Annotated in this window: 28 protein-coding genes; 15 read left to right on the top strand and 13 right to left on the bottom strand. The window is 59.2% G+C overall.

What is annotated here, in order from left to right:
* Positions 1-34: 34 nt before the first annotated feature.
* Complete coding sequence (gene osmF / locus ACTJJ7_RS13880) at positions 35-946, bottom strand: glycine betaine ABC transporter substrate-binding protein OsmF (RefSeq protein ID WP_105732498.1); 912 nt, start codon at positions 944-946, stop codon at positions 35-37.
* 210 nt (positions 947-1156) lie between these two features.
* Positions 1157-1759, bottom strand: a complete 603-nt coding sequence (gene trhA, locus ACTJJ7_RS13885) for a PAQR family membrane homeostasis protein TrhA (RefSeq protein WP_342588450.1) — start codon at positions 1757-1759, stop codon at positions 1157-1159.
* Positions 1760-2261: 502 nt separating this feature from the next.
* On the opposite strand from trhA, the gene ACTJJ7_RS13890 reads away from it, so the two are divergent.
* The gene (locus ACTJJ7_RS13890; RefSeq protein ID WP_440967539.1) at positions 2262-2954 is read left to right on the top strand and encodes an antifreeze protein; all 693 of its coding nucleotides are present in this window, start codon (positions 2262-2264) and stop codon (positions 2952-2954) included.
* Positions 2955-3007: 53 nt separating this feature from the next.
* Here ACTJJ7_RS13890 and ACTJJ7_RS13895 read toward each other — a convergent pair whose 3' ends face one another.
* From ACTJJ7_RS13895 to ACTJJ7_RS13915, 5 genes are all read right to left on the bottom strand, one after another.
* Positions 3008-3313 (bottom strand): hypothetical protein, encoded by a 306-nt coding sequence (locus tag ACTJJ7_RS13895; RefSeq protein WP_440967541.1) that lies wholly within the window; start codon positions 3311-3313, stop codon positions 3008-3010.
* Positions 3314-3607: 294 nt separating this feature from the next.
* The gene (locus ACTJJ7_RS13900; RefSeq protein WP_105733100.1) at positions 3608-4351 is read right to left on the bottom strand and encodes a GGDEF domain-containing protein; all 744 of its coding nucleotides are present in this window, start codon (positions 4349-4351) and stop codon (positions 3608-3610) included.
* A 100-nt stretch (positions 4352-4451) separates the two neighbouring features.
* Positions 4452-5687: a sensor histidine kinase gene (locus tag ACTJJ7_RS13905; RefSeq protein WP_105732502.1), complete on the bottom strand. Its 1236-nt coding sequence runs from the start codon at positions 5685-5687 to the stop codon at positions 4452-4454.
* A gap of 2 nt (positions 5688-5689) precedes the next feature.
* Entirely contained in the window at positions 5690-6346 is a 657-nt protein-coding gene (locus ACTJJ7_RS13910) for a hypothetical protein (RefSeq protein ID WP_440967542.1), read from the bottom strand.
* A complete protein-coding gene (locus tag ACTJJ7_RS13915; RefSeq protein WP_158531239.1) occupies positions 6346-6963 on the bottom strand; it encodes a response regulator transcription factor in 618 nt (205 codons plus the stop codon). Before ACTJJ7_RS13915 ends, ACTJJ7_RS13910 begins: the two co-directional genes overlap by 1 nt.
* A gap of 219 nt (positions 6964-7182) precedes the next feature.
* On the opposite strand from ACTJJ7_RS13915, the gene ACTJJ7_RS13920 reads away from it, so the two are divergent.
* From ACTJJ7_RS13920 to ACTJJ7_RS13935, 4 genes are all read left to right on the top strand, one after another.
* Positions 7183-7557, top strand: a complete 375-nt coding sequence (locus ACTJJ7_RS13920) for a hypothetical protein (RefSeq protein WP_130270419.1) — start codon at positions 7183-7185, stop codon at positions 7555-7557.
* A gap of 110 nt (positions 7558-7667) precedes the next feature.
* Entirely contained in the window at positions 7668-8162 is a 495-nt protein-coding gene (locus ACTJJ7_RS13925) for a hypothetical protein (RefSeq protein WP_105732506.1), read from the top strand.
* Between the two features lie 112 nt (positions 8163-8274).
* Positions 8275-8865 carry a TetR family transcriptional regulator C-terminal domain-containing protein gene (locus tag ACTJJ7_RS13930; protein ID WP_440967544.1) on the top strand — a complete coding sequence of 197 codons (591 nt, stop codon included), beginning with the start codon at positions 8275-8277 and terminating at the stop codon, positions 8863-8865.
* 10 nt (positions 8866-8875) lie between these two features.
* Positions 8876-9094, top strand: coding sequence for a DUF1127 domain-containing protein (locus tag ACTJJ7_RS13935; protein WP_440967545.1), 219 nt, complete (start codon positions 8876-8878; stop codon positions 9092-9094).
* Positions 9095-9163: 69 nt separating this feature from the next.
* Here the strand turns inward: ACTJJ7_RS13935 and ACTJJ7_RS13940 are convergent, their stop codons facing one another.
* Positions 9164-9805, bottom strand: a complete 642-nt coding sequence (locus ACTJJ7_RS13940; protein ID WP_105732509.1) for a glutathione S-transferase family protein — start codon at positions 9803-9805, stop codon at positions 9164-9166.
* 262 nt (positions 9806-10067) lie between these two features.
* Between ACTJJ7_RS13940 and ACTJJ7_RS13945 the strand changes: the two genes are divergently transcribed.
* Positions 10068-10676, top strand: coding sequence for a PadR family transcriptional regulator (locus ACTJJ7_RS13945; RefSeq protein ID WP_440967547.1), 609 nt, complete (start codon positions 10068-10070; stop codon positions 10674-10676).
* Between the two features lie 57 nt (positions 10677-10733).
* Here the strand turns inward: ACTJJ7_RS13945 and ftsZ are convergent, their stop codons facing one another.
* On the bottom strand, positions 10734-11768 hold the full coding sequence (gene ftsZ, locus ACTJJ7_RS13950; RefSeq protein WP_440967549.1) for a cell division protein FtsZ: 1035 nt from the start codon (positions 11766-11768) through the stop codon (positions 10734-10736).
* A gap of 305 nt (positions 11769-12073) precedes the next feature.
* Between ftsZ and ACTJJ7_RS13955 the strand changes: the two genes are divergently transcribed.
* The 4 genes from ACTJJ7_RS13955 (at position 12074) to sugE (ending at position 13984) form a co-directional block, all read left to right on the top strand.
* A complete protein-coding gene (locus ACTJJ7_RS13955; RefSeq protein WP_105732512.1) occupies positions 12074-12898 on the top strand; it encodes a mechanosensitive ion channel family protein in 825 nt (274 codons plus the stop codon).
* A 72-nt stretch (positions 12899-12970) separates the two neighbouring features.
* Complete coding sequence (locus ACTJJ7_RS13960) at positions 12971-13285, top strand: PepSY domain-containing protein (protein WP_440967551.1); 315 nt, start codon at positions 12971-12973, stop codon at positions 13283-13285.
* Between the two features lie 229 nt (positions 13286-13514).
* Positions 13515-13655 (top strand): hypothetical protein, encoded by a 141-nt coding sequence (locus ACTJJ7_RS13965; protein ID WP_165401852.1) that lies wholly within the window; start codon positions 13515-13517, stop codon positions 13653-13655.
* Positions 13656-13666: 11 nt separating this feature from the next.
* Positions 13667-13984: a quaternary ammonium compound efflux SMR transporter SugE gene (sugE, locus tag ACTJJ7_RS13970; RefSeq protein WP_105732514.1), complete on the top strand. Its 318-nt coding sequence runs from the start codon at positions 13667-13669 to the stop codon at positions 13982-13984.
* A gap of 34 nt (positions 13985-14018) precedes the next feature.
* Here sugE and ACTJJ7_RS13975 read toward each other — a convergent pair whose 3' ends face one another.
* Complete coding sequence (locus ACTJJ7_RS13975; protein ID WP_105732515.1) at positions 14019-14951, bottom strand: DMT family transporter; 933 nt, start codon at positions 14949-14951, stop codon at positions 14019-14021.
* Positions 14952-15014: 63 nt separating this feature from the next.
* On the opposite strand from ACTJJ7_RS13975, the gene ACTJJ7_RS13980 reads away from it, so the two are divergent.
* The 3 genes from ACTJJ7_RS13980 to ACTJJ7_RS13990 all read left to right on the top strand — a co-directional run bounded on the left by ACTJJ7_RS13980 (position 15015) and on the right by ACTJJ7_RS13990 (position 17801).
* A complete protein-coding gene (locus tag ACTJJ7_RS13980) occupies positions 15015-15911 on the top strand; it encodes a LysR substrate-binding domain-containing protein (protein ID WP_440967554.1) in 897 nt (298 codons plus the stop codon).
* A 52-nt stretch (positions 15912-15963) separates the two neighbouring features.
* Positions 15964-16806 carry a DUF1932 domain-containing protein gene (locus ACTJJ7_RS13985; RefSeq protein WP_440967555.1) on the top strand — a complete coding sequence of 281 codons (843 nt, stop codon included), beginning with the start codon at positions 15964-15966 and terminating at the stop codon, positions 16804-16806.
* A 146-nt stretch (positions 16807-16952) separates the two neighbouring features.
* Positions 16953-17801, top strand: coding sequence for a universal stress protein (locus ACTJJ7_RS13990; protein ID WP_105732518.1), 849 nt, complete (start codon positions 16953-16955; stop codon positions 17799-17801).
* Between the two features lie 36 nt (positions 17802-17837).
* Here ACTJJ7_RS13990 and ACTJJ7_RS13995 read toward each other — a convergent pair whose 3' ends face one another.
* The 3 genes from ACTJJ7_RS13995 to ACTJJ7_RS14005 form a co-directional block, all read right to left on the bottom strand.
* Positions 17838-18980, bottom strand: a complete 1143-nt coding sequence (locus ACTJJ7_RS13995) for a PQQ-dependent sugar dehydrogenase (protein ID WP_440967557.1) — start codon at positions 18978-18980, stop codon at positions 17838-17840.
* Between the two features lie 100 nt (positions 18981-19080).
* Positions 19081-19485: a DUF2147 domain-containing protein gene (locus tag ACTJJ7_RS14000; RefSeq protein WP_165401860.1), complete on the bottom strand. Its 405-nt coding sequence runs from the start codon at positions 19483-19485 to the stop codon at positions 19081-19083.
* A 195-nt stretch (positions 19486-19680) separates the two neighbouring features.
* Positions 19681-20388 carry a polysaccharide deacetylase family protein gene (locus ACTJJ7_RS14005; RefSeq protein WP_440967559.1) on the bottom strand — a complete coding sequence of 236 codons (708 nt, stop codon included), beginning with the start codon at positions 20386-20388 and terminating at the stop codon, positions 19681-19683.
* A 284-nt stretch (positions 20389-20672) separates the two neighbouring features.
* Here ACTJJ7_RS14005 and ACTJJ7_RS14010 point away from each other — a divergent pair, with 284 nt between their 5' ends.
* Together ACTJJ7_RS14010 and ACTJJ7_RS14015 are read left to right on the top strand one after the other, a co-directional pair.
* Positions 20673-21830: an MFS transporter gene (locus tag ACTJJ7_RS14010; RefSeq protein WP_440967561.1), complete on the top strand. Its 1158-nt coding sequence runs from the start codon at positions 20673-20675 to the stop codon at positions 21828-21830.
* 75 nt (positions 21831-21905) lie between these two features.
* Positions 21906-23192, top strand: a complete 1287-nt coding sequence (locus ACTJJ7_RS14015) for a phosphotransferase family protein (RefSeq protein ID WP_440967563.1) — start codon at positions 21906-21908, stop codon at positions 23190-23192.
* The last annotated feature ends 100 nt before the right edge of the window (positions 23193-23292 follow it).

The following is a 23292-nucleotide window of genomic DNA, read 5'->3' on the forward strand; positions in this document are numbered from 1 at the left end:
GACCGGGCTCACCCCATCCCGGCAAAGAGCGGATTTACTTGAGGAAGCCGTTCTTCTTCAAAAAGTCTTCCGCAACGGCTTTTGCCGGTTCGCCGCCAACCTGCACGCGGCCATTGAGTTCCTGCAGCGTGACAAGATCGAGCTTTTCGAACACGGGCTTCAACAGGGTTTCGATCTGCGGATGCTCCTTCAGAACCGCCTCGCGAATGATCGGAGCGGGCTGATAAACCGGCTGAACGCCCTTGTCGTCCTGGAGTACCACCAGCCCGGAGGGGGCGATGCCGCCATCGGTGCCATAGACCATGGCCGCATTGGCGCCATTGGTCTTGTTGGCAGCGGCTGCAATCGTTGCAGCGGTGTCGCCGCCGGAGAGCGTGATCAATTGCTCGGGTTTCAGCTTGAAGCCATAGGTTGTCTGGAATGCAGGCAGGGCGGCTGCCGAATTAACGAATTCGGAGGAGGCCGCAAGCACCACCGTTCCGCCCTTGGCCACATATTTGCCGAAGTCGGAAAGGGTGACCAGCTTCTCCGCATCAGCCACTTCCTTGCGCAGGGCAATGGCCCAGGTGTTGTTGGCGGGCGAGGGTGTCAGCCAGACGATCTTGTTGGCGTCGTAGTCGAGTTTCTTGGCGGTCTCATAGGCCTTGGCCGCGTCTTTCCAGGCGGGATCATCGGCCTTTTCGAAGAAGAACGCGGCATTGCCGGTATATTCGGGATAGATGTCGATTTCCTTGGCCGTGATCGCCTTGCGCACAATCGGCGTGGCGCCCAGTTGGATGCGGTCGGTCGTTGGAATTTTATTCGCGTTGAGAACGGCCAGAATAATGTTGCCGAGGACACCGCCTTCCGTATCGATCTTGGAAGAAACAACAACCTGCGCACTGGCAGATCCGAGAGAAAGCGCCAGAGCAAGCGCTACGCCGAGAAAAGTTTTGCTGGTAGACATTCTTTTCGTTCCCTTTGCATATCCCGAGTTGAAGCGACCTTTTAATCACGATTACAGCGATCGGTCCGGGTATTTCTTTTCGCGAAAAGGTCATGCAACGAAAAATTTGCAGCTTTTCGTCCGCCCGTGAGATTGTCCTATTTCTGGCAATGTCTCAAGCCTGATGTGTCAGCATGGATCCCCGGAATGGCAGGAGTGTACCGGGCGGATTCAGGCGACCGCCGTGCATATGGCGGCAAAGTGGATGCTTGCCGCCGTCAGAACGAAGCCGTGCCATATCGCATTGTGAAAGGGCAGCCGTTCCGCGACGTGAAAGATGACACCGAAGGAATAGACGAGGCCGCCGGCCAGGATCAGCCACAAGACCGTGGCCGACAGGGCAATCGTCAGTTCCTGATAGGCGGCAACGCCGCTCCATCCGAGGGCGAGATAGAGAACGATGGAAAGCCTGTCGAACCTGTTGGGCATCAACAGCTTCAACAGGACGCCGGCCATGGCAATCGACCAGACGATGGACAGGAGCCACCATGTGCCGCTTTTGGCCATGAGGGGGGTATAGGTGCCGGCGATGAGCAGATAGATGGCCGAATGATCAAAGCGCCGCAGAAACCCCTTGGTCGGGGAAATCGGCCATATATTGTACATTGCCGACAGGGCCATGGACAGAACCAGGGTCGCCAGATAGATGGCGGTTGCCGCGTAGGCGCCTGCGGTTGCTTCCTCCGGAACAAAGGCAAGCAGCAGAATCGATCCGATGATTGCCAGCGTCACACCCGTCATATGGACGACGCCATCCGCCCACAGTTCTGCCACGGTATAGTTTCGGAAGACCAATACGGGCAGCGGACGGGGCGGCGATGGGGGCAATGCGGTGTCCTTGATAAAACAGTTTTTTCGGAGATTAGGCATTTATCTCATATAACAACGAAAGACCGTGCTGCGTAAATGCCGCATAAATGTGTCTGGGAGACAAGGATCCATTTAACAACTGCAGATTGATCCACAAGCTCTGCCGATGGTTAATCGCAGGCGATTCTTTCCATCCGGCCCGGTTGTTTTTTCTCGAGCCATTTTCTTATTATTTACAGGACATATCTGATAAAATAGTATTTTAACAAAACTCGTTCGTAATCATTTGAAATCTTGTAATAATTTGTCATGTTTGGTGAATATTTTTCCCGAATGATTCTAGTTGGTTACTTCTCAAATTTAAGCCATAATCATTTCATCACATGGGAAGACTATGGGTTCTGGGGAAACCTGTAGTTGGTGACAGTTTCTGAATGTGCACTGTTGAAATTGAGGGAGTTCAAATATGACTATCACCCGGAATCTCATACTCGCTGGAATTATTGGCGCCGCATCATTTACGGTTGTGCCAGCCTATGCGCTGACCGCGAAGGAATGCAGCGTCAAATACCAGGCGGCCAAGACAGCCGGTACGCTCGGCAACGTGAAGTGGAATGACTTCCGCAAGACCCAGTGTGCCGATGCTTCACCGGCCGCTGCAGCCGCTCCGGCGGCTCCTGCTGCCACGACCAAGCCTGCCGCGAAGGCGACAACCGCAGCACCCAAGGCCGCCGCTCCAGCAGCAGCCGCACCGGCTGCAGCGGGCCTGAGCATGAAAGAGTGCAGTGCCAAGTATCAGGCTGCAAAAACCGCCGGTACGCTCGGCAACGTGAAGTGGAACGACTTCCGTAAGACCCAGTGCGCCGCCGGTGCAACGGCTGCAGCTGCTCCTGCCGCTGCTGATGAGACCGCACCGACCCCGCAGACAGCGACCTACAAGGATGAGCCACCGGCAGCGACCACACCGGCACCGAAGGGCGTTGTTTTCCCGAGCGCTGTTTCCAGCAAATATTCCACCGAGAGCGCCGGCAAGGCCCGCATGCAGACATGCCTCGAGCAGTATTATGCCAACAAGCAGAACAACACGCTCGGCGGCCTCAAGTGGATCCAGAAGGGCGGCGGCTATTACAGCCTCTGCAATTCCCGCCTGAAGGGCTGATCACGGCAATCACAGTGGAAGCGGGGCGAAAGTCCCGCTTTTTCCTTTTGAGCCTATCGGTTGAAGTCTTTTGCTTTTTCCGCGCCTGCGGGATTGAGCAGGAGCAGTGCGGGACTTTCCTCCGCGCCCGGACCATGCCGGAGAATGTGGACGCGGTTGTCGGCATCGCGGTGGATGGAATAGACCAGCTCGCCGTCCAAACGTCTTTCCACTTTTTTGCTCTCGATACGAAACCGCAGCGTCAGCGCCACCAGCCCCAGCATGAAGGCAGGCGGGACGATCAGCCACAGAATCTTGAGCCAGTCGGATAGCGACTGGTATGTATCGAACAAATCCTGCCAGAAATTGTAATTGTCCATGTGCACCCCCTTGTTTCGCGAGGAAAGTGGTCACCCGAGGGTTATCCTCTGGTGACCGGGAGGTTCGTAAGCCGCACGAAGACGACCGCCACGGCCTTTAAGCCGAAGCTCTGGACATACGCCGAGGCCCCCCCGGCCATAGGGCTGAGGAGGTGCCTTTGCGGTCGACACCGACCGCTTCGTGAGGGGTTACGAGCCCCAAGACCGATCCGTTTCGATCGGTCTCATCGCGGACCATAATGGGAAAGTGAAGCGGGCGGAAGAGCCGGAACGAACAGGTTGAATGAAAATCCCCTAACCATATACCACCCGGTTGCGGCCCTGATGCTTGGCCGAATAGAGATATTTGTCGGCTACACCAAGGGTTTCCTCGAGCGATTGTCCGGGTTCGTGCAAGGCAATGCCGATGCTGACCGTGATGGCCGTCGTATCGAGTCCAAGCTCCCTGCCGATGGTGCGGGTGGCCATGAGGATTTTATGCGAGATCCAGTTGGCCCGGCCAAGGTCCGCGTCTGCCAGGAATACGGTAAACTCTTCGCCGCCGATCCGCGCCGCCAAATCCCGCGCGCCGATATTCGCCCTGATCACCCGGCCGATCTCATGAATGACCTCGTCGCCAGCGGCATGGCCAAACCGGTCATTGATTGCCTTGAAATGATCGGCGTCGATATAGAGGAGGGCTCCGGCGCTATCCATCGGCCTTGCTGCGAGAAACAGGCCCTGCGCCTGCACATAAAACTCTGCCCGGTTGAGAAGCCCGGTCAGGTCGTCACGGCGGGATTCCAGGTCGAGCTGTGCCGCCAGCTGTTTCAGCTTGAAGTTCAGCCCGACGAGAAAAGCCCCGAGGGGGACGCTGACCAGCACCACGATCGCGGTGGTGACGCCGGCAACGTGATAAGGCGTTCGCAGGCCGATGACGAAGAACGCCAGAACGGCGAGGATATCCGAGGATATCGTGGCCATGCCGACCATGATCGCGACCTGCGTCAAGGGCGAGAGCGCGCCGAACTTGGTCATCCATAGAGTGTAGATGTTCATGGTGTTTGCCGGGCTGGTTGAAAGCACCGGCATTCAAGCCCGAAACAGATGAAGAAAGCCATGCCTGCTTGCGTTTAATTCGAACTATTCTGTTCTAAAATCAGCTGTCCAGGGCATAACTGATGCGCACGGTGGTGCCGACGTCAGGCGTCGAGGTAATTTTCAACTTGCCGGCCATGGTTTTCACCAGCTCCATGCAGTTTGTCAGCCCGAGGCCGAGATGAACGCCCGCCTTGGTCGAAAAGAACGGCTCCTTGGCCTTGGCAAGCGTCGACGGGTTCATGCCGATGCCGTTATCGGCAACGACGAGTATCAGCTGCGGCCGCTGCAGAAAGCGCCGATGGATGCTGGCCTTGATGGCGATGACGGGGGTGGTGCGGGTGGCGACGGCGTTGATCGCATTGCGGACGAGTTCGTCGATGATCAGGTGAAACTGCGATGCGGGAATGAGCGAATTTCGCGCTGCCTGATCGATGTCGAGCTGCAGGTCGACCGCGCTCTTCGACACGATGTCCGCAAGCAGGTCACCCAACGGCACTTTGCGGAATTGTGTCTTGGAATGCCCGATCATCATCAACCCCTCGTTGATGCTTTCAAGCTCGGCGATGGTGTTGCGAGCCGCAGAGGTCATTTCAGAGGACGGAACGGTGTTGCTGCCGACATAGCCGAGAAAAAGGCGCAGGGCGGCAACGCGCGTGCGTGTCATATGGGCAAACAGGGTGGAGAAGGAGCGGATATGCTGGTCCTTGCGCCGCGCCAGCAGGCTGCGCTGATGGATGAGCAATCCCGCTAGGATGAGGGCACCCGCGGCGCCCAGGAGCTTGTTCCTGGCGACATCAGCGGCAATCGTCGCGGTTCCCTGAAGGGTGATGCTGTGGGCCATTGTCGAACCGGCTGTGCGATAAATATCCGTTTCGATTGTCTGCAAGGTTTTCAGGGCCTTGTCGTACTGGTTTCCCGCCCTGATCTGGGGAACCAGGACGGTATCGACGGTCGAGATGGTTTTCTGCAGTGTCGCGATGTCGGGCGCATCCAGGAACCGGTCGGCATATTCCAGCTGCTGCAGCGATTTGAGATTGAAGTTCATGAGCGTGACTTCCGACAGCAGGCGCGGCTCGACTTCACCTGTCCGGGTTGCCAGCGTCAGATAGCCCTTGATGCTGGAAATCTTTTCGCGCGCCTGCGAGGCGCGGACCTGAATCTCGAAGCTCTGGCTCATGATTTCGTTTGACTGGATACGATACGTGTCCGCCCGGATGAATGACCAGCAGCAGATCAAAGCCGCACTGATCAGTATGATGTAGAAGAGCGGATCGAGGTACTTATCCAGTTTCATGTTCAGTCAACCGGACGGATCGAGGTAACAAACCAAACCCATATGGTGTTGCGCGCGGGGACATAGGGTTTTGGCAGTTTGGATAGCGGCCAGACAATGTAGAACGGGCCGCCATCATCGAGTGACAATGGTTTGAAATCCTGATCCTTGGCGCAGGCTCCGCTTTGCTTGTCGGCATCGGTACAGGCTCTCTCGATGGCGATCACGGGTGCAAATTCGACAACCTCATCCATCGTGACTTTCACGATGAAATTATCATAGGCGGCAACTTCGAGGTTGGCCTTGTCGCCGATTTTGTATTTCGCGATCATCTCCTGCAGCGAGGGGCCGCGAAAATGCACCTTCACCCCATTGGTCCACGGCGTTTCCGTGACCAGATCACGCATGGGAAACTGCTGCTTCAACTGCTCCTGGGTAAAGGTCCCGAGAGGGCTGCCCGACGCGTCCTGTATTTGAATGACCGCAGGGTCATCATTGGCCGCTGCCGCGCCGCACCAGAGCGGCGCGCCGATCGACAGTGCGGCAAAAAACAAGGCAGCATATTTCCAGGCGCGCGACGCGCGTTGTTTTCTATTGGCGATAACGGCAGGGAAGGGTTCTTCCGTGCCTGCCTTCGCCAATGTTTTTTCGGTTTTTTTGATGTCCAGAGCCGACCCCATCACAACCCCTTTGGCAGGAGCCCGGTTTTTAAAAGCTTTGCGCGCGCTCGCTTGTAGTATTTTTCTGCCGATGCCGCGTCGATATCAAAGCGTTCCCCAAGCTGTTCATATATGTCCTTGCGGCTGATTCCAGACGGTCTTTGCCGCATCCAGCCGAGTATTTCCTGTTCGCGTGGCGTGAGACCGGAATGATAGAATTCCGGTGGCGCCGTTGTTTCGTTCGACAACCTCACGCTGTAGCCCCGTTCTGCAACCTCCTGCAGAACGTCGACGAGTGCTCCCGGCCTTATATTGTTCTTGGCGAGGTAGCCGACGACACCGAGCTTCTGGCAATGCTCCCATTCTTCATCCGTGTCGGAACCCGTGACGACGATATGGATTGCGTCCGGTGAAAGGTCGAGGATGACCTGCACGACATCCAGGCGGTCATCCTGCGATTTCGGATCATAGCCGGGCATGCCGGGGTCAATGACCACAAGGTCGAATTGATGCGATTCCAGAAGGTCGAGGGCAATGGTGACATTGGCCGCCCCGTGAACAATGGATGCAGGCAATGCCGCCTGCAATTCATGTATCAGGGCCAGCCTCATGAGGTGCTGGTCTTCAATGACCAGCACATGTGTATGCTTTGACGTTTGTTCCGACATGGCTCTCACGCGTACTCACAGTTGCACGCCACAGTGTATAAAATACAGCAGTTGCGTTTAGAGAGTAGTGCGATTTATGCAAAGCGCAAAATAGGGACAGGGTTGTCCCTATTTTTCTGAGCGTAACCGCATAGTGTTCCGACCGAAACGCGAAACGGTGCATTGAAATGCATTGAGAGGGTACACGGCGTGACTTTGGCTATCATTACCATCGATGGTGTCCGGGTTAATCCGACCGAACGCGTTGCTTCGATTGCAACTGTGCTTGAACGGCACAGACATTCCAGACGTGAATTGCAATGGATTGTCCGGACATGCACCGATCGTGCGGACTCCGAACAGGACAATGCATCGTCAGACCGGCGCCTGGCGGCGGCAACGGACGCGGAACATCACGCGCGCGTTGCCATGCTGAAACATCCGGCAAACACGTTGGAAGAGTTTGCGGCGAAGGCACAGCATATCTGTTCTCTTCTGCTGGAGGAGGACGACAGTTTGGACAAGTACGAACTGTTTTCAATCCTGCAGAGGCTGATCGCACAACCACAGTCGGAATGCCAGTAATTCGAACCGGTACATGCGGTGAAATCCTGGTCCTGCATACGTGACAGGACTTCGCATCGCATAGGAAAACGCGTCCTCAAGTGCTTCTATTTTCGAGGGAATCGAACACTATGCCGAGCAATTGGGATAAATCCCAACCTATAGATGCCCATCCGGAAACAGCAAAACTGATCCAGGGGGCGGAAGCGGTCATCCAACAGGAGATCGGACCGCTGGCGGCGCTGTGCGACGCGCTGCGCCTGCGGCTGGATTCCTATCGCAATGCGGCCGATGCGGCGGAGCGTCTCGAGCGCTGGCGGCTTGCGGTTGTCCTGCACAGCGAGATCATGGAGGTCTGGAAATCGGCCTTCCTGAATGCGCGGGCTGCGGTGGATGACTATCTTGCGGGCTGTGATCTCGGCACCTTTTTCTCCTGCCGCGAAATCCTGGTGGCATCCCTGCATGGACGCTGCAAGCCATCTGTCGGTATCGCGCTGTCCGTCATGCAGTTTGAAAGCGAGCGCAATCTGCGCAGAATGGCAGAGGCTTCGCCTGATATGGCGACGCACGGCGAGCCTGTCGACCGGCGATTTTTCCGGGTGGCCGCTGCCGGACGGCATCGGTAGTTTTCGATTATTGTCCAGAACGTGCTGAAAGCCTGCCGTCCGGTGGGCTTTTCTTTTACGACTCATCGCAAGCGGGTTTGACTTTACTAGACGACTGGTCTATTCTAAATACATGGGAAAGATCGACACACGCACCGTATTGATTGAGGAAGGGCTGAAAGCTCTGCTTTCGCACGGTTATGAAGGGGCGGGCATTGGCCCGGTGCTCAAATCGGCCGGGGTGCCGAAGGGCTCGTTCTACCATTTCTTCGCCAGCAAGGAGGAGTTTGCCTCCGCGGTCCTCACCTTTTACACCGAGGGCAACCAGACTGTCCGGACGCGGATCTTGGGCGACGAAAGCAAAACGCCGCTCAAACGCCTGCGTGCCTATTTCGAATATTACGAACAGGAATTCGCCCGGGAGAATCCGATTGGCGGCTGCCTGCTTGGCAATCTCGCCCAATCGATGGCCGCCCACAGCGATGTCCTGAGGCACGAACTGCACCGGGCCTTTGCCGCGTGGCAACACGATTTCCAGACGGTTCTGCGGCAGGCACGGGCGCAGGGCGAACTGCCCGCGCACCTTGATCCCGATGAAACCGCTGCTTTTCTGATCGATGCCTATGAAGGGGCGCTGGTGCGGATGAAGACGGAAGGCAGCATTGCACCGCTCAAGCGGTTCGCGACCATGACGTTTGATTGCCTGCTTACAAACCATTCATAGGAGATTTATCATGTCCAATATCGAGACGACTGGTCTACTAGAACGACGCGGCGGCAATGCATTGGCATCATTCATCAAAAACACCGCAACGGATATCTGGAACAACTATCTGCGTATCCGTGGCGGGCGGGCAGGCGAGCCAAAGGTCAGCAAGCTCAGCGATCATCTGCTTGATGACATCGGCATAACGCGGGAAGAAGCCCGGGAGATTGATCGCCGCCGCCGCTGATAATGCCGCAGACCCACGCGTGCGCCGGTCACCGATACGCGGCACGCCTCTCCCGGCTAAAAAGTGGCTCTACAACGCCGGTGACCGTGCCGCCCAGGCCTTGGTGGCTTGGCAGGTTTCCATCGCCCGGGCATAGGCGGGGCGCGCCGTTGTGCGGGCGAGATAGGCACGCTCCACCGAACCTGGGGTATAGTTGCCGGTGCGCAGACCAAACAGGAGAGCGTAGCTCACTGAAATGTCAGCGGCAGTGAACCGGTCTCCGGCGAGAAATGGCCGATTTGCGAGACGCCGGATGACCAATCCCAGCCGGCTATGAAAGGTCTCCAGTGCCCAGCGTGTGACCCGGGCGTTTCTCTCTGCTTCGGGCGCGAGTGCGCGCCCGATGAGGACGGCATTCATTGGCCCAGCGAGCCCGGCCTCTCCCAAATGGAGAAATTGCAGATAGGCGGCAAAAGCCGGATCATCCGGGGCAATGGCGAGCGGGCTCGGGCCGTAGCGGGCAAGCAGATATTCGAGGATCGCAATCGATTCGACCATGATCATCTCGCCGTCCTGCAACGCGGGGATGAAGCCCGCGGGGTTGATCGCCAGAAAATCGGGATCGTTTTCGACCGCGAGCAGATCGACCGGGCGCAGCCGATAAGCCACTCCCAATTCTTCGAGCAGCCAAACGACACGGAACCCGCGACCTTCGCCATAGACAGTGAGCATATCTGAGCGTCCCTACGTTGGCTTAAGTGCTTTCATTCGCAGGAGCGAGACTTCCGCATCTATTGCTATCGCCCGGACACGGCATGCGCAAGGCTTGTCGAATACACGGCATCATGCAGAGCGGGTTCGCATCGCAATATTTTCCCCAGCACAATCATGCGTGTAGCTCCTCCAACGGAGTAAACGTTCGATGCAGGTTGAAGTTTGTATTTACAGATAGACTCAAAAGATATATCGTTTGCATATGAAAGGAGAATGTACAATGTTTAGAAATTGTCATCACGAACGGCATGAACGCGATGAGCGTTTTGTCATATACGGCATGGGGCGCGGTTTTGGCCGTCAGGGCGGCGGTCACGATGGCCCCGGCGGCGGCGGCCGTTTCGGCCGCAGGGGCGGCGGAGGCAGGGTGTTCGCGTCAGGCGACCTGCGTCTGGTCCTGCTGGCGCTGGTCGCCGAACGGCCGCGTCATGGTTATGAACTGATCAAGGACATCGAAGAGCTGTTCGGCGGCGCCTATGCGCCGAGCCCCGGTTCTGTCTATCCGTCCCTGACGTTTCTGGAGGAAATAGGGCAGGTAACGGCTGCAGCGAGCGAAGGCTCGAAAAAGCTCTATACCATCACGGAGGAGGGACTTGCCTATCTCGCCGAGAACAAGAACCTTGTGGATGCGGTCCGCACGCGGATGGGCATGGTTGCGCGTTCGATGGCTGGACAGCGCGCGCCGGAAGCGGTCGCCCATGCGATGGACACGCTGCGCACCGCGCTCCACCTTCACAGTCACGGCTGGGATGCGGAAGAGGCCGACCGGGTTCGCAAGATCCTCGAACAGGCGGCGCTGGACATAGAATCAGGCAAGAAAAAAGACTGATGTCTAAACCCATGCGGCGCCGGAAGCGGCGCCGTATGGGAATTCATGCGTGGGATTTCAGGCCTGACGCCGTGTCATCGACAGGACGGAGCCGGGTGTGCCTGCGTCAGACAGTGCGGCAGCGCGGGCAACATCGATGCCGGTCGCAACAACCGATACGCGGAAAACGCCTTCCAGCGCATCATCGAAGGTTGCGCCGAGAATGATGTTGGCCTGATCGTCCACTTCCTCGCGGATACGGGTTGCGGCTTCGTCGACCTCGAACAGGGTCATGTCTCGCCCGCCGGAGATCGACACCAGGACGCCCTTGGCACCCTTCATCGATTCCACGTCGAGAAGCGGATTGGCGATTGCAGCTTCGGCGGCAGCCTGCGCGCGGCCTTCGCCCGTGCCTTCGCCGGTCCCCATCATGGCGCGGCCCATGTCACGCATGACCGAGCGCACGTCGGCAAAGTCCAGATTGATCAGGCCTTCGCGGACCATCAGGTCGGTGATGCAGGCAACGCCCGAATAGAGAACGCGGTCGGCCGTGGCAAAGGCGTCGGCAAAGGTCGTGGTCGCATTGGCGACGCGGAAAAGATTCTGGTTGGGGATGACGATCAGCGTATCGGCGCTGTCGCGCAGCTCTTCCAGACCCTCTTCGGCCATGCGCATGCGGCGCGTGCCTTCGAACGAGAACGGCTTTGTCACGACGCCAACCGTCAGGATGCCGGCCGAGCGGGCTGCGCGGGCAATGACCGGCGCTGCGCCGGTTCCGGTGCCGCCGCCCATGCCCGCCGTCACGAAGCACATGTGCGTGCCGGCAAGATGATCCATGATTTCATCGATGCTTTCTTCCGCAGCGGCCCGTCCGATTTCCGGATGCGAGCCTGCGCCAAGTCCCTGCGTCACGTTGGCGCCGAGCTGGATCAGCCGGCTTGCCTTGGACATGGCCAGCGCCTGCGCATCCGTATTGGCCACGATGAACTGCGTGCCCTGCAGGTTTTCACGGATCATGTTGTTAACCGCATTGCCGCCGCCGCCGCCGACACCGAACACGGTGATATTCGGCTTCATCTCGGAAATTTCCGGCTTCTTGAGGTTAATTGACATCGTGCAATCCTTATTCCCGGCCGATGGTCGTATCGGCGTGCAGGTACGTAATGTTATGACGGAGCTCACCAGGAGAATCAAAGCTTCTCCTTACCCCATTGTCCGGCAAAGAATCAGACAGCGGGTTTCGGCGCAAGCCCTGAAATGGCATATCGCCCGGATGGCTTGTCAAAAGTATGTCCGCAACGCTGTGCGAAACGGTGCCGCGGACGCAATGCCCTTGAGATTGACGCAATCGTTGACGAAGGAACCATCCCGGCACTCTGATATTTCCTTCTACAGTTTCTGATCAGGAGAATTGGCCCATGGAACTTGATCCCCAAAACGCCGTCACCGCCATACAGACCGGTATTCACCAGGCAAGCGCGCTTGTTGTCACCTATTCGTTCTCGGTCCTTGGCGCCATCTTGCTGCTGGTGATCGGCTATATCGTTGCCGGGCTGGTGGAACGCTGGCTCTATGCCGGACTGGGGAAGGTCGGCGGCTTCGACCTGACTTTGCGCCGCTTCTTCTCGAAGATCGCGCGCTATGCGGTTTTGGGACTGGTGGCGGTCATGGTGCTCGGCCAGTTCGGCATCCAGACCGCGTCGGTCATTGCCGCCATCGGCGCGGTCGGCCTGGCCATCGGTCTTGCCCTGCAGGGAACGCTGCAGAATATCGCAGCCGGCATCATGCTCCTCGCCTTGCGGCCGCTGCGCATCGGGGAATATGTCGAAGTCGGCAGCATTTCCGGCACGGTGGAGGAAATAGGGCTGTTTGCCACCCGCTTGCGGGCTGCGGACGGCGTCTATGTCCTTGCGCCCAATTCAACCCTTTGGACCCAGCCCGTCAAAAACTATACGCGCAATGGCGTCCGGCGCAACGACATCACGCTCGGGGCCGATCATGGCGAGGATATTGACCGGATGCGCAAGAGCCTGGTGGCCCTGACCGCTGGTGACAAGCGCATCTTGCGGGAGCCGGCGCCGCAGGTCTTCGCCTCCGATCTCACGGATGAATCCATCGCCATCACCCTGCGGTACTGGACCTCGGCCAGCGATTTTGCCGCTGTGAAAGCCGATTTGACCATGGCAACGGGTGAACTGTTCTATGACAAAAAGCCGGCAGATCAACAGGCTGCAGGCATTTGAACGGAACCACAGCCGCAGCTTGGCGTTTCCCCTGATGATAATGCATTTAACAATGCTCTTTGGGAGGCGATCATGTTGAAATATTTTGCTATTGCGGCCATTGCAGCAGCGGCTCTCGTGCCGCCGGCCCCATCCCTCGCGCAATCGCTCGAAATCGGACCGGGCGGCGTGCGCCTTGTCGAACCGCGCGTTGAACGGCCCATGCGGCGCGGCATGGATATCAGCGAGCGTGAGGCGGTCCGCATTGCCCGCGCCGAAGGTTTGCGCAACGTGGACAATATAGACCGGACGCGGTCCCGTTTCATCGTGGAGGGGACAGACCGGCGGGGCAACGATATTCGCGTCAGCGTCGACCGGCGAACGGGTGACGTGATTTCCGTCGATTAGCTCACGCCGCGCTTGAGCGCGAACAGATCGCAGACAGGATCTGTTCGCGCTGGCTTGCATATCTTCTGATCCGCATATGACGATTTGTTGACTTGAATTGTTTCCGCCTGGCGGTTACGACCGCCATGCACAGGACGACCTGTGTCATGGTTGCGCATGGGGACGGCCCCGTTATCTCGATTGAAGGAGATGATGGTGTCCCATACCAGACCGAATTTTTCCCATTTGATTGTCGCTGGCCCAGCCAGCACTCATCGTCAGACCGCTTGTCCGTCTGGCTGCCGTTCTGCCGCTGGCCATGGCCGTTGCGCTGACAGGTCTCGAACGGCTGATGTCGTTCATCCGGGCCACTGAAACCATACCCATGTGAAAGGAACGATTATGGCATGGATTTATCTTGCCCTTGCTGGCCTGTTTGAGGTGATTTGGGCTTCCACAATGAAACATTCCGATGGTTTCACGCGGCTTGTGCCAAGTGTGATCACCATCGTCACGATGATCATCAGCTTCGGCTTGCTCGCCGTGGCGATGAAATCCCTGCCGCTCGGCACCGCCTATGCCATCTGGACCGGTATCGGAGCGGTTGGCGCATTCCTCGTCGGGATATTCTTCCTCGGTGAAGCGGTCACGCTTTTCCGGATTGCAAGCGTCGGCTTCATCGTTGCGGGACTGATTGGCCTGAAACTGTCGACGCTATAGGCAGTTTTGCGATACCCGGCGCAGACGCGCAGGATCACAATTTGGCGGTATCGGTTGCCGGTGCTTCCGTGCGAACGTCAACCGGTGCCTGCACAGTCTTGCCGCGCATGTTCACGATCACAACCCCGGCCAGGATGAGCATGCCGCCGAGGACCGTGCTCATTTTCGGCGGTTCGCCGGCAATGAGCCAGGCGATCAGCATGGCGATCGGCGCAATGAGGTAGAGAAAGTTTCCGGCACGGGCGACACCAAATGTGCCGAGCGCATAGGCCCAGCAAACCAGGCCGATTGCGGTGGGAAAGATGCCGAGGAAGCCGATCCAGCCCTGTACTGCCAGCGATGCTTTGCCGGTCTGGGCCAGTGCCTGCGACAGCCATGGTGAAAGGGCGAGGGCGGCTGAAATAAACATGACGGCTGCGACATGCAGGGCGCCATAGCGCGACACCAGCTGGCGTTGCACGGTAAAGCCCGTTGCCGAGCACAATGCCGCGCCGAGCACAAAGGCAGCACCTGAATTCAGGGTGAGGCCGCCGGCCTGTGCGCTGGCAATCAAGCCAATACCGACAATGCACAACAGGGTTCCGCCCCAGGCAATGGGCGGGAACCGCTCCTTGAGGAGCACGACGGCAAACGTCGCCATCCACAGCGATTCAGTCTTGATGAGAAAGCTTGCGGCGCCCGCCGCGACGGTTTGCTGACCGATGTTCAGGAGAACGCTGTAACCGGCACCGCCCACGATGCCGCAGCCGGCGCAGAGCAGGAGGTGAGGCAGCGGCATACGGGCAGGGCGGTTCCAGATCAGCCACATCGCCGCCAGTACGGCGGCGATGGCATAGCGGATCGATGCGAGCGGCAAGGGCTCCAATTGTGTAAGCGCGAGCTTGATTGCGGGAAAAGCTGTCGCCCACACGAGAATGGTGGTGGAGATAGCCAGGATCGGTAGAAGTGTGGGGCGGGATGGGGTCATGGGGAGAAACTAAAACAGGTTCAAGGCTTGACATAGAGTGCTGATATGGCGTGAGCTGTGAGAATGAAACACAGCTCGGATCTTCCGTCCTTCGATGCCATACAGGCGGTTCTGGCCTCTAATCGCACCGGCTCATTCTCCGGCGCCGCCGATGAACTCGATCTGACGCATGGGGCTGTCAGCCGGCGCGTCGCCGTCGTCGAGGCATGGGCCGGGACGGCATTGTTCGAACGCCACGGGCGCGGTGTGCGCCTGACGATCGAAGGCCAGCGGCTTGTGCGGTTATTCGAGCAGGCGCTCGACCTGATTGATAGCGGGGCAGCCGAATGGCGGGAGAACCGCCAGCCCGAAACTGTCAGGATCAGTGTCCTGCCGTCGTTTGCGCGGCTGTGGATTTTGCCGAATCTTGGCAAACTGGAGGGCTCTCCCCCCGATCTGCGGATCGAACTGGAGCTTGACCGCCGCTATGCCCCGCTCGGCGAGGTTGACGTGGCGATCCGTTACGGCCGCGGTGATTGGAGCGATGGTGCGGCAATGCCGCTCTTCGACGAAGTTCTCTTTCCCGTCGCATCGCCCGAACTCGCGCTCATCCTGGGAAATGAAGCTGAGCCGGGCGACATTCTCCGCTACCCCCTGATTCACGATGCCTATCCCGATGCGTGGCGTATCTGGCTGGCCGAGCGCGGGCACCGGTATCGCCCGCGCCCGCAGGACCGCCGGTATCCGGACTATGATCTGGGCCTGCACGCGGCGGCTGCGGGAAGCGGCGTGGCGCTTCTGCGCGCGCCCTATGGCGAGGTGTTTGTCCAAAACGGCAGCCTCGTGCCGATGTCCAGCGCTCCGGTGGCCAGCCAATTGAAATTCCATGCCATCACAGAACGGGGCAGCCAGCGGCGTGCCGTCCGCACACTGCTTGAACGCATCCGGTGGCTTTCGGCGGATTGCGCCGTTGACAATTGAACAGGGCTTGGCGAGGCTTGGTCGGAGTGTTCAGCTCATGTGAGGACAACCCATGCCGACAACCATCGCCATCATCGGAGCCGGGGCCATGGGCAGCGCCGTCGGGCAACGCCTGATACAGGGCGGCGCCCGCGTCCTTTCCTTTACCGAAGGGCGAAGCCAGCGGACACTGGACCGCGTCCGGGCGGCGGGTATCGAACCCGCAGCCATCGCCGATATCGCAAAGGCTGACCTGATATTCTCCATTGTTCCTCCCGCCGAGGCGACCGGTGTCGCGCGCAGGTTCGCGCCGGTTTTGTCGGCAGCGAGCGCCAAAGGCACCTTCATCGATTTCAATGCGATCAATCCCAATTCGATGCGCGACGTCGGATCGGTTCTGGCCGGAACGGGTTGGGACATATGCGACGGCGCCATTATCGGCCTGCCGCCGAAACCCGATAATGCCGGACCGAAATTCTATGTCAGCGGCGGCAGCGCTGCGATCGTGGATCGCCTTGCGGCGCTGGGCTTGCGGGCGCACCGCGTCGATGGTTCGATCGGTGCTGCCTCTGCCTTGAAGATGGTTTATGCCGGCATCAACAAGGGGCTGATCGGGCTTGGTACAACCATGCTGCTGGCCGCAGCCGGATCGGGGTCTGCGGCAAGCCTGCATGCCGAGATGACGGAAAGCATGCCGGAGCTTCTCGCACGCTTCCAGCGCTCGATACCCGATATGTATCCCAAAGCCTATCGATGGGTCGCGGAGATGGAGGAGATTGCCGAATTCCTGGGACCTGATGATCCCGGCGCGGCGCTTTTCCAGGCCATGGCAGAGGTTTTTTCGCGGATTGCCCATGATCAGAATGCCGATGGGCGTCACGCCTCAACGCTGGATGGCGTGCTTGCCGGGACGTAAACCGCAAGGCGAATGGCGCCTGAAGAACAGGTGACCGCGCATTTTAACCGTATTGATAATTTAACGCGCGGCGCACCCCATGATGGGTGACAAACGGATATCCCGACACCATATCTTGTGAAGGACATGGTTCAAGGAGTATTCCGATGCTTTCCGTGTGGCGTGATATCGTCGTCTTCCTGGATGCCTCTCTCCCCGGTGAAAAAATTGGCGCACATGCGGCGCGCCTCGCCAGGAAGCATGGGGCTTATCTCGTCGGTGTTTACGGTTTGACCCGAGCGGCCTACGGCTCGCCATCCGATAATTTTGCGCGCGGGCCGGAAGCAATCCGGCAGGTGATCGTTCGCCAGAGAAGCGCTGACGAAAACAAACTGATCAGGTCGGGCCGCCATTTTGCCCGGATTACCGAAGCCGAGGGCATCGGTTCCGAGTTTCGCGTGGCGTGGCATGACAGGCCCGGCGACCAGAACATGGTCCGTGGCCTGAATGCGGATCTGATCGTTGCCGCGCAACCGCCGCTGGGCGATCTTCCCATGAGCTGGTCGGCCGAACAATTGCTCCTCGCAACGGGAATTCCTGTGCTGGTTATTCCACGGGAGTGGGATGGGGACACGATCGGCAACCGGGTGGTTATCGCCTGGAATGGCAGCCGGGAGGCGCGGCGTGCCGTTTATGATGCCATGCCGTTTATCGTGACGGCAAAGCAGGTCACCATACTGGTGATTGAAAACGGTCACGCAGCGGCCGATTGCACGCATGAGCCGGGCGCGGACCTTTTGAGCCATCTGGCAAGGCACGACGTGCAGGCAACTGTTCTGGCAGTTTCGTCCAACGAACCGGTTGCCCACGCGATTATCAGGGAGACGCGCGGCATCGGGGCCAATCTTCTGGTCATTGGCGCCTACAGCCACCCGCGTTCCACCGAGATCCTGTTTGGCGGCGTGACGCGATCGCTGTTGTCGGACACCGAGCTGCCCATGCTCATATCGCGCTGAGCATAGCGTCGAAGCACGGAACTGATGACATCCCTGCTATTTCGGCGTCAGCCGCAGCAGGCGGCCGTTGCTTTCGTCTTCGATCAGCCAAAGCGCGCCGTCCGGTGCCACGGCGACATCGCGGATGCGATGGCCGAGCACCCATCGGTCCGCTTCCCTGGCACCGCCATCGGCGTCGAAGCTGATCCGCACGAAGCCTTTTTCGACCAGCCCGCCGATGAATGCCGATCCCTTCCATTGCGGGAAGAGGTCGCCCTGGTAAAACGCCAGGCCGGCGGGAGCGATGACCGGCGTCCAATAGACGAGCGGAGCCTCGAATTCCGGGCGGGTGTCATGGCGCGGGATGGGCGTTCCATTGTAATTGTCGCCGTTGGAGACAATTGGCCAGCCATAGTTGCGGCCCGGCTTCAAAAGGTTGAGTTCATCGCCACCCTTCGGACCCATTTCATCCAGCCAGAGCCTGCCTTTGGCATCAAAGGCAAGGCCATAGGGGTTGCGGTGCCCCAGGGTCCAGATCTGCGCTCTGATGCCGCCCTGCTTGGCCCAGGGATTGTCGGCGGGCGTCGATCCGTCGAGATTGAGCCGCAAAACTTTCCCGAGGGCCTGATCGGGGTCCTGCGCCGTGCTTGGCCGCATGCGATCCCCCGATGTGAGGAACAGGTGACGCCCGTCAGGCGAGAACGCTATGATTCCGCCGGGCTGTCCGCCGCTGCCCTTCGGCATCTGCCGCCAGATGACGTCGAGCCCCTTCAATTCGCCGGTCTTTCCGGTCAGAGAGAGCTCGGCGCGGGCGAGGGCGAGACTGCTGCCGCCAGCCCCCGGTTCCACATAGGTCAGGTAAATCACGGGTTTGCGGGCAAAATCCGGCGCAACCGCCACGTCAAGCAGCCCGTTCTGGCCGCCATAGGCCACTTTGGGAACGCCGCTTATCTCCGTTTTATCCCCCTGCGGGGTCACAAGGAAAAGCCGGCCCGGCTTTTCCGTAATGAGCATGCGGCGATCGGGAAGGAAGGCTATGGCCCATGGCGTGTCGAAACGCGCAACGGTCGTTGCCGTGAAAGGGGTGGTGGCGCTTGGCGCATTCCTGCCCGCGTTGACTGATGCGGCAGCCCATGCGGCCGGGCCGGAACCGGCAATGCCAAGGATTGCAAGGACGACGGCAACCGCACGACGAGTCATGAAAGCCCTCCAGTGAATGCCCGTTAATGCCTGGCATTGGACATAGGTGTGCAGTCAGCCGTGTGCAAGCGTTGATCCGCGCAGAGAAGCGCGCGCTGACTCAGTCGGCGCGGCGCCAGACCGAAACCTTGCAGATCAATCCGCCAAGGACGCAGCCGGACAGCTCGATACCCTGGTCCGAAACCTTTGCCTTGCCCGTATAGGTCTGGCCGTTCTCGGTGTTGTAAAGGGTACCGGAATAGGTTCCTTCGCCGGTCGGTTTCAATGTTACGGCCTGAATGCCGACAACGGGCCGGTTGCGCTTCGACGCATCCGGATTTTTCACATCATTGACAGGCGCACTCATCCAGACAACCGTACCGCAAATCCCGGCACCGCAGTCGCTGAGCCGGACTTTCGTGCGGCCGGTATCATTGACATATGTTCCGGCGATGTCCGGTGCCTCGGCGGCCGATTGAGCAGTCAGTGCCGCGAGAAAAAGACACGAGAAAATAGCTTTTCGCACAGTAATCAATGGATATCTCCTGGCCTTCGTGGGGCGTTGGGTTCGCAAGCCGGTTAACAACCGCGTTTCGCGCACCCTTACAGGACAAGTATGGCATTCCTGTGCACAGGCGGACCATGTGTTGTTCGTTTTTTATTTGCCGCATTCACACATCCTGCGTCAGCGCCGCTCATCCCTGGCGCAGCCAGCACAGGTTCAGCCGGCGTCATAATCCTTGATCCGGCCAAAGGTATAACCGCGGGCCTTCAATCCGGTAATCAGGGCTTTCAGATTGCCGGCGCCGTTGAACGTGTCCTGAAACATCTCGTCATGCATCAGTAGGATCAGCTTGTTGGGCCGGGCCAATTTGCCGAAGCCGAAGAGGTGGTCGATTTCATTGAGCAAATGATCGACGGTTTGCACGGGTTTGCCGCTGTTTTCATGGACCCATTCATGGTCCCAGCCGTAGAGAAAGTAGCCGCTCGCCGCGACGAATTCGAAGTCCGGTTCTTCACGCCGGTCCTCCGGTTTGCCAATCGACAGATCGTCCGATGACAGGTCGGGAAGGCGGAAGACATTGCGTCCCGGCAGGCGCGCATGGATTGGATTGCCGGTCAGGCCCAGCGAGGTGTTGGCGCGTGCAAGGTCGGCCAGCAATTCCTCAACGGAGGAATAGAAGAGGCGGTAATGATTGTTCGCATGGGTATAGCTGTGGTTGCCCACCGTAATGAACGGTATCGATCTGGCCTTTGTCACCAATGCCGCCCGCTCGCTGCTCGCATCGGCATGCAAGCCCACCATGAACATCGTGGCCGGAACATTTTGTGTTTGAATGACGTCCAGGATGTTCGACGTTCCCTCAAGCGGGCCGTCGTCGAAGGTCAGGTATATCGTTCGTTGTGCGAAAGCAGCGGACGAGAACATACATATCATCAAGCATAGAAATACGGTCCGCATGGTTTTCTCTGAAACGGCAGCAAAGTACAATTTGATTGCTCTCAGCAATTTGTATGCGGATTTGTTTCATGTGGGGCGGGAGACTGTCAAGCGAGGCATCAGGTACTCTTCCCGTTGGCCGGATCGCATGATATTTGATTGAGCAAGGGATAACCGAAGCGTCGCCGCGAAACCCGACAGGCCATTGGTCCATGTCGGGAAGGGGATTGCCCTTCACTGCATGGACAAGGATGCATTGGAGGGGTGAGAGAATGAATATCAAGGTTATTTTCCTGGCGTTTGCGACCTTTGCGACGGGCACGGCGGAAAACATCATTGTCGGAATTTTGCCGGATGTCGCGTCCGGGCTTGGTGTTTCGATAGCGCTTGCCGGACAGTTGACGGCGGTATTTTCAATCAGCTTTGCGCTTGCCGCGCCGGCTGCGCTCTGGCTTACGGCGCGCGCCGAGCGCAAGACGGTATTTCTCGCCGCGCTCGTTCTCTTCATCGCCAGCAATCTGCTGGCGGCAGCCAGTCCCGATTATGCCTGTCTATTCGCGGCGCGCGTGGGCATGGCGGTAGCAAGTGCAACGATTTGCCTTGTGGGCACAACATTGGCGACGGCGATGGCCGGTGAGGAGATGCGCGGCCGCGCCATTGGCATCATCTTCATGGGGATCAGCGGTTCGCTCGTTTTGGGCGTGCCGATGGGCATGGCGATCGATGCATGGTTCGGTTGGCGGAGCGTCTTCATTGCTTTGGCATTGCTGGCGGCAATCGTGCTCGTCGTCAGCATGGCCGCGGTGCCTGTTTCAGGCCGGAGCGGGCAGGGCTCGCCGGGTTATCTGCGGCACCTGCGCGTGCGTGCGCTTGTCGGTGCGCAGCTGGTTTCCATCCTGATGATCGGCGGCCATTTCGTTGTTTTTGCCTATCTTGCGCCCTATGCCGCAGATGCTGCCGGCATCCCAAAGCCATGGATTATTCCGGCCTTCATCGCATTTGGCGTCGCTGGCGTCAGCGGCGGGTATCTAGGCGGCTGGCTGTCCGACGGGATGTCACCCCGGTTCGCCATTCTGTTCGTGCCGCTCGCCTATCTGTCGGTTCTGGCAACCATCCCGCTCGCTGCGGGTCTGCCCTGGCTGGCATTCATGCTGATGATGATCTGGTGTTGCATCAGCTGGATGATTTCTCCGGTGGTGCAGAGCTTTCTGATGGCGGCCAGTCCCGAGACCGCGGAAGCGGGCGTCAGCCTCAATTTCTCCGCGATGCACCTTGGCGTGGGGCTGGGAACAGCTGTCGGCGGCCTGACGATGAAGAATGCGTCGCTGTTGGCGCTTCCCCTGTCGGGCGCGATCCTTGCAAGCCTGGCGGTGGTGTCGAGCGTCGTGGCAGTACGCTCTGCCAGGGCAGCGAGGTTCGCCTTTCCGTAACGACAATCGAGCGGCCCGCGCCGCCGTACCAAGCTGCAGGTGAGACATGTGTTGCCGGATATTCCGGCAGGTCCTATGGCTTTTGCAGGGATCGTCTATATCAACGCCAATGCAGGAAACCGCGGGGCGGGTCAGCGACAGGAGCATAAAATAGAGAGCGAAGAACAAACAACGGTTCCGCCGCGCGCAGCACGGCTGGTGCTGGTCACACCTGACGGCGCGGTGGTCGGTAGCCTGCCGCCGATGCCTGTCGATGTTCCGTGGTGGCAGGAGGTGGAGTCTGTCGTGCGCGCCGCCCGCGAGCAGCATGGCATCGAGGTGACGATCCTGCGCCTGCTCGACGTGGCGCGGGATCGGCCGCCTGGGGTGGAAGTCACCTATCTCGCCGAGATTGCGGAGCCCGTGCCGGCGCAGGTCTGGACCGGGAGGATCGAAGCCCATGCGCTGCGCCGCGCCTACGCCACGCCCGGCGGTCCCGCCGCTGATCTCGGTTGGGCGGAGCAGGTGCTTGCCGGCCACGGCCTGGCTGCCACCGGCAAACCCGTTCAGGTTCGCACCTGGAATCTCTCCAGCGTCTGGCGCATCCCCATCGGCGGCCAATCGGCGTGGCTGAAAGTCGTGCCGCCGTTCCTGGGGCATGAGTCGCGCATCATCACCGCGTTGCGCGGACAGCGCGTTCCCGAACTGTTTGGACACGATGATAGCGGGCGCCTTCTGCTTGCTGAGATTCCAGGCAATGACCTGTTTGAGGCGTCCCTGCCGCAACTGCTCGGCATGGTGACGCTGCTTGTCGACATGCAGGCCCTGTGGATCGGCCGCACGGAGGAACTGCGCGCCATGGGATTGCCCGACTGGCGCGGCGCGAGCCTGTCTGCCGAAATCGCCAGTGTCGTGCAGCGGACGAGCGCAGAACTGTCGGGGGAGGAAGGCTCAGCGCTGCGGCGTTTCGTGGAAGAGCTTCCTGCCCGGTTCGCTGCACTCGACGCCTGCGGATTGCCGGATACGCTTGTTCATGGCGACTGCCATCCCGGCAATTTTCGCGGGACGGAACGGCAGCTGACGCTGCTTGATTGGGGAGACAGCGGTATCGGTCACCCGTTGCTTGATCAGCCGGCCTTTCTCGACGGGGTTGCACCGGAGCATGCGGAGGCAATCAAGGATCACTGGAATCGCGCATGGCTGGCCAGGGTGCCCGGCTGCGACCCCGCCCGTGCCGCCGGTCTTCTCGCGCCGGTTGCCGCGGCCAGACGGGCCGTGATCTACCAGCGGTTCATCGATAATATCGAGCCGTCGGAGCACGTCTATCATCACGGTGATCCAGCCGACTGGCTGCGCCGGACTGCGGCGCTGATGACGACATGAGATAATCGGACGGGTGCGCTTGCCGCCGGTTCCAGCACAGTGAAACGCCCGGGCGACTGATCACCCGGGCGTTTCATTTGCAAATATGCGAAAGACCGCC

The sequence above is a fragment of the Phyllobacterium sp. 22229 genome (genome assembly GCF_052056495.1).
Lineage (GTDB): Bacteria > Pseudomonadota > Alphaproteobacteria > Rhizobiales > Rhizobiaceae > Phyllobacterium > Phyllobacterium myrsinacearum.

Bases quoted from the DNA above. Each gene is read 5' to 3' on its own strand.
- osmF (WP_105732498.1), bottom strand. From the start codon at position 946: ATGTCTACCAGCAAAACTTTTCTCGGCGTAGCGCTTGCTCTGGCGCTT.
- ACTJJ7_RS13890 (WP_440967539.1), top strand. From the start codon at position 2,262: ATGACTATCACCCGGAATCTCATACTCGCTGGAATTATTGGCGCCGCA.
- ACTJJ7_RS13895 (WP_440967541.1), bottom strand. From the start codon at position 3,313: ATGGACAATTACAATTTCTGGCAGGATTTGTTCGATACATACCAGTCG.
- ACTJJ7_RS13900 (WP_105733100.1), bottom strand. From the start codon at position 4,351: ATGAACATCTACACTCTATGGATGACCAAGTTCGGCGCGCTCTCGCCC.
- ACTJJ7_RS13905 (WP_105732502.1), bottom strand. From the start codon at position 5,687: ATGAAACTGGATAAGTACCTCGATCCGCTCTTCTACATCATACTGATC.
- ACTJJ7_RS13910 (WP_440967542.1), bottom strand. From the start codon at position 6,346: ATGGGGTCGGCTCTGGACATCAAAAAAACCGAAAAAACATTGGCGAAG.
- ACTJJ7_RS13925 (WP_105732506.1), top strand. From the start codon at position 7,668: ATGCCGAGCAATTGGGATAAATCCCAACCTATAGATGCCCATCCGGAA.
- ACTJJ7_RS13930 (WP_440967544.1), top strand. From the start codon at position 8,275: ATGGGAAAGATCGACACACGCACCGTATTGATTGAGGAAGGGCTGAAA.
- ACTJJ7_RS13935 (WP_440967545.1), top strand. From the start codon at position 8,876: ATGTCCAATATCGAGACGACTGGTCTACTAGAACGACGCGGCGGCAAT.
- ACTJJ7_RS13940 (WP_105732509.1), bottom strand. From the start codon at position 9,805: ATGCTCACTGTCTATGGCGAAGGTCGCGGGTTCCGTGTCGTTTGGCTG.
- ACTJJ7_RS13945 (WP_440967547.1), top strand. From the start codon at position 10,068: ATGTTTAGAAATTGTCATCACGAACGGCATGAACGCGATGAGCGTTTT.
- ftsZ (WP_440967549.1), bottom strand. From the start codon at position 11,768: ATGTCAATTAACCTCAAGAAGCCGGAAATTTCCGAGATGAAGCCGAAT.
- ACTJJ7_RS13955 (WP_105732512.1), top strand. From the start codon at position 12,074: ATGGAACTTGATCCCCAAAACGCCGTCACCGCCATACAGACCGGTATT.
- ACTJJ7_RS13960 (WP_440967551.1), top strand. From the start codon at position 12,971: ATGTTGAAATATTTTGCTATTGCGGCCATTGCAGCAGCGGCTCTCGTG.
- sugE (WP_105732514.1), top strand. From the start codon at position 13,667: ATGGCATGGATTTATCTTGCCCTTGCTGGCCTGTTTGAGGTGATTTGG.
- ACTJJ7_RS13975 (WP_105732515.1), bottom strand. From the start codon at position 14,951: ATGACCCCATCCCGCCCCACACTTCTACCGATCCTGGCTATCTCCACC.
- ACTJJ7_RS13980 (WP_440967554.1), top strand. From the start codon at position 15,015: ATGAAACACAGCTCGGATCTTCCGTCCTTCGATGCCATACAGGCGGTT.
- ACTJJ7_RS13985 (WP_440967555.1), top strand. From the start codon at position 15,964: ATGCCGACAACCATCGCCATCATCGGAGCCGGGGCCATGGGCAGCGCC.
- ACTJJ7_RS13990 (WP_105732518.1), top strand. From the start codon at position 16,953: ATGCTTTCCGTGTGGCGTGATATCGTCGTCTTCCTGGATGCCTCTCTC.
- ACTJJ7_RS13995 (WP_440967557.1), bottom strand. From the start codon at position 18,980: ATGACTCGTCGTGCGGTTGCCGTCGTCCTTGCAATCCTTGGCATTGCC.
- ACTJJ7_RS14005 (WP_440967559.1), bottom strand. From the start codon at position 20,388: ATGTTCTCGTCCGCTGCTTTCGCACAACGAACGATATACCTGACCTTC.
- ACTJJ7_RS14010 (WP_440967561.1), top strand. From the start codon at position 20,673: ATGAATATCAAGGTTATTTTCCTGGCGTTTGCGACCTTTGCGACGGGC.
- ACTJJ7_RS14015 (WP_440967563.1), top strand. From the start codon at position 21,906: ATGGCTTTTGCAGGGATCGTCTATATCAACGCCAATGCAGGAAACCGC.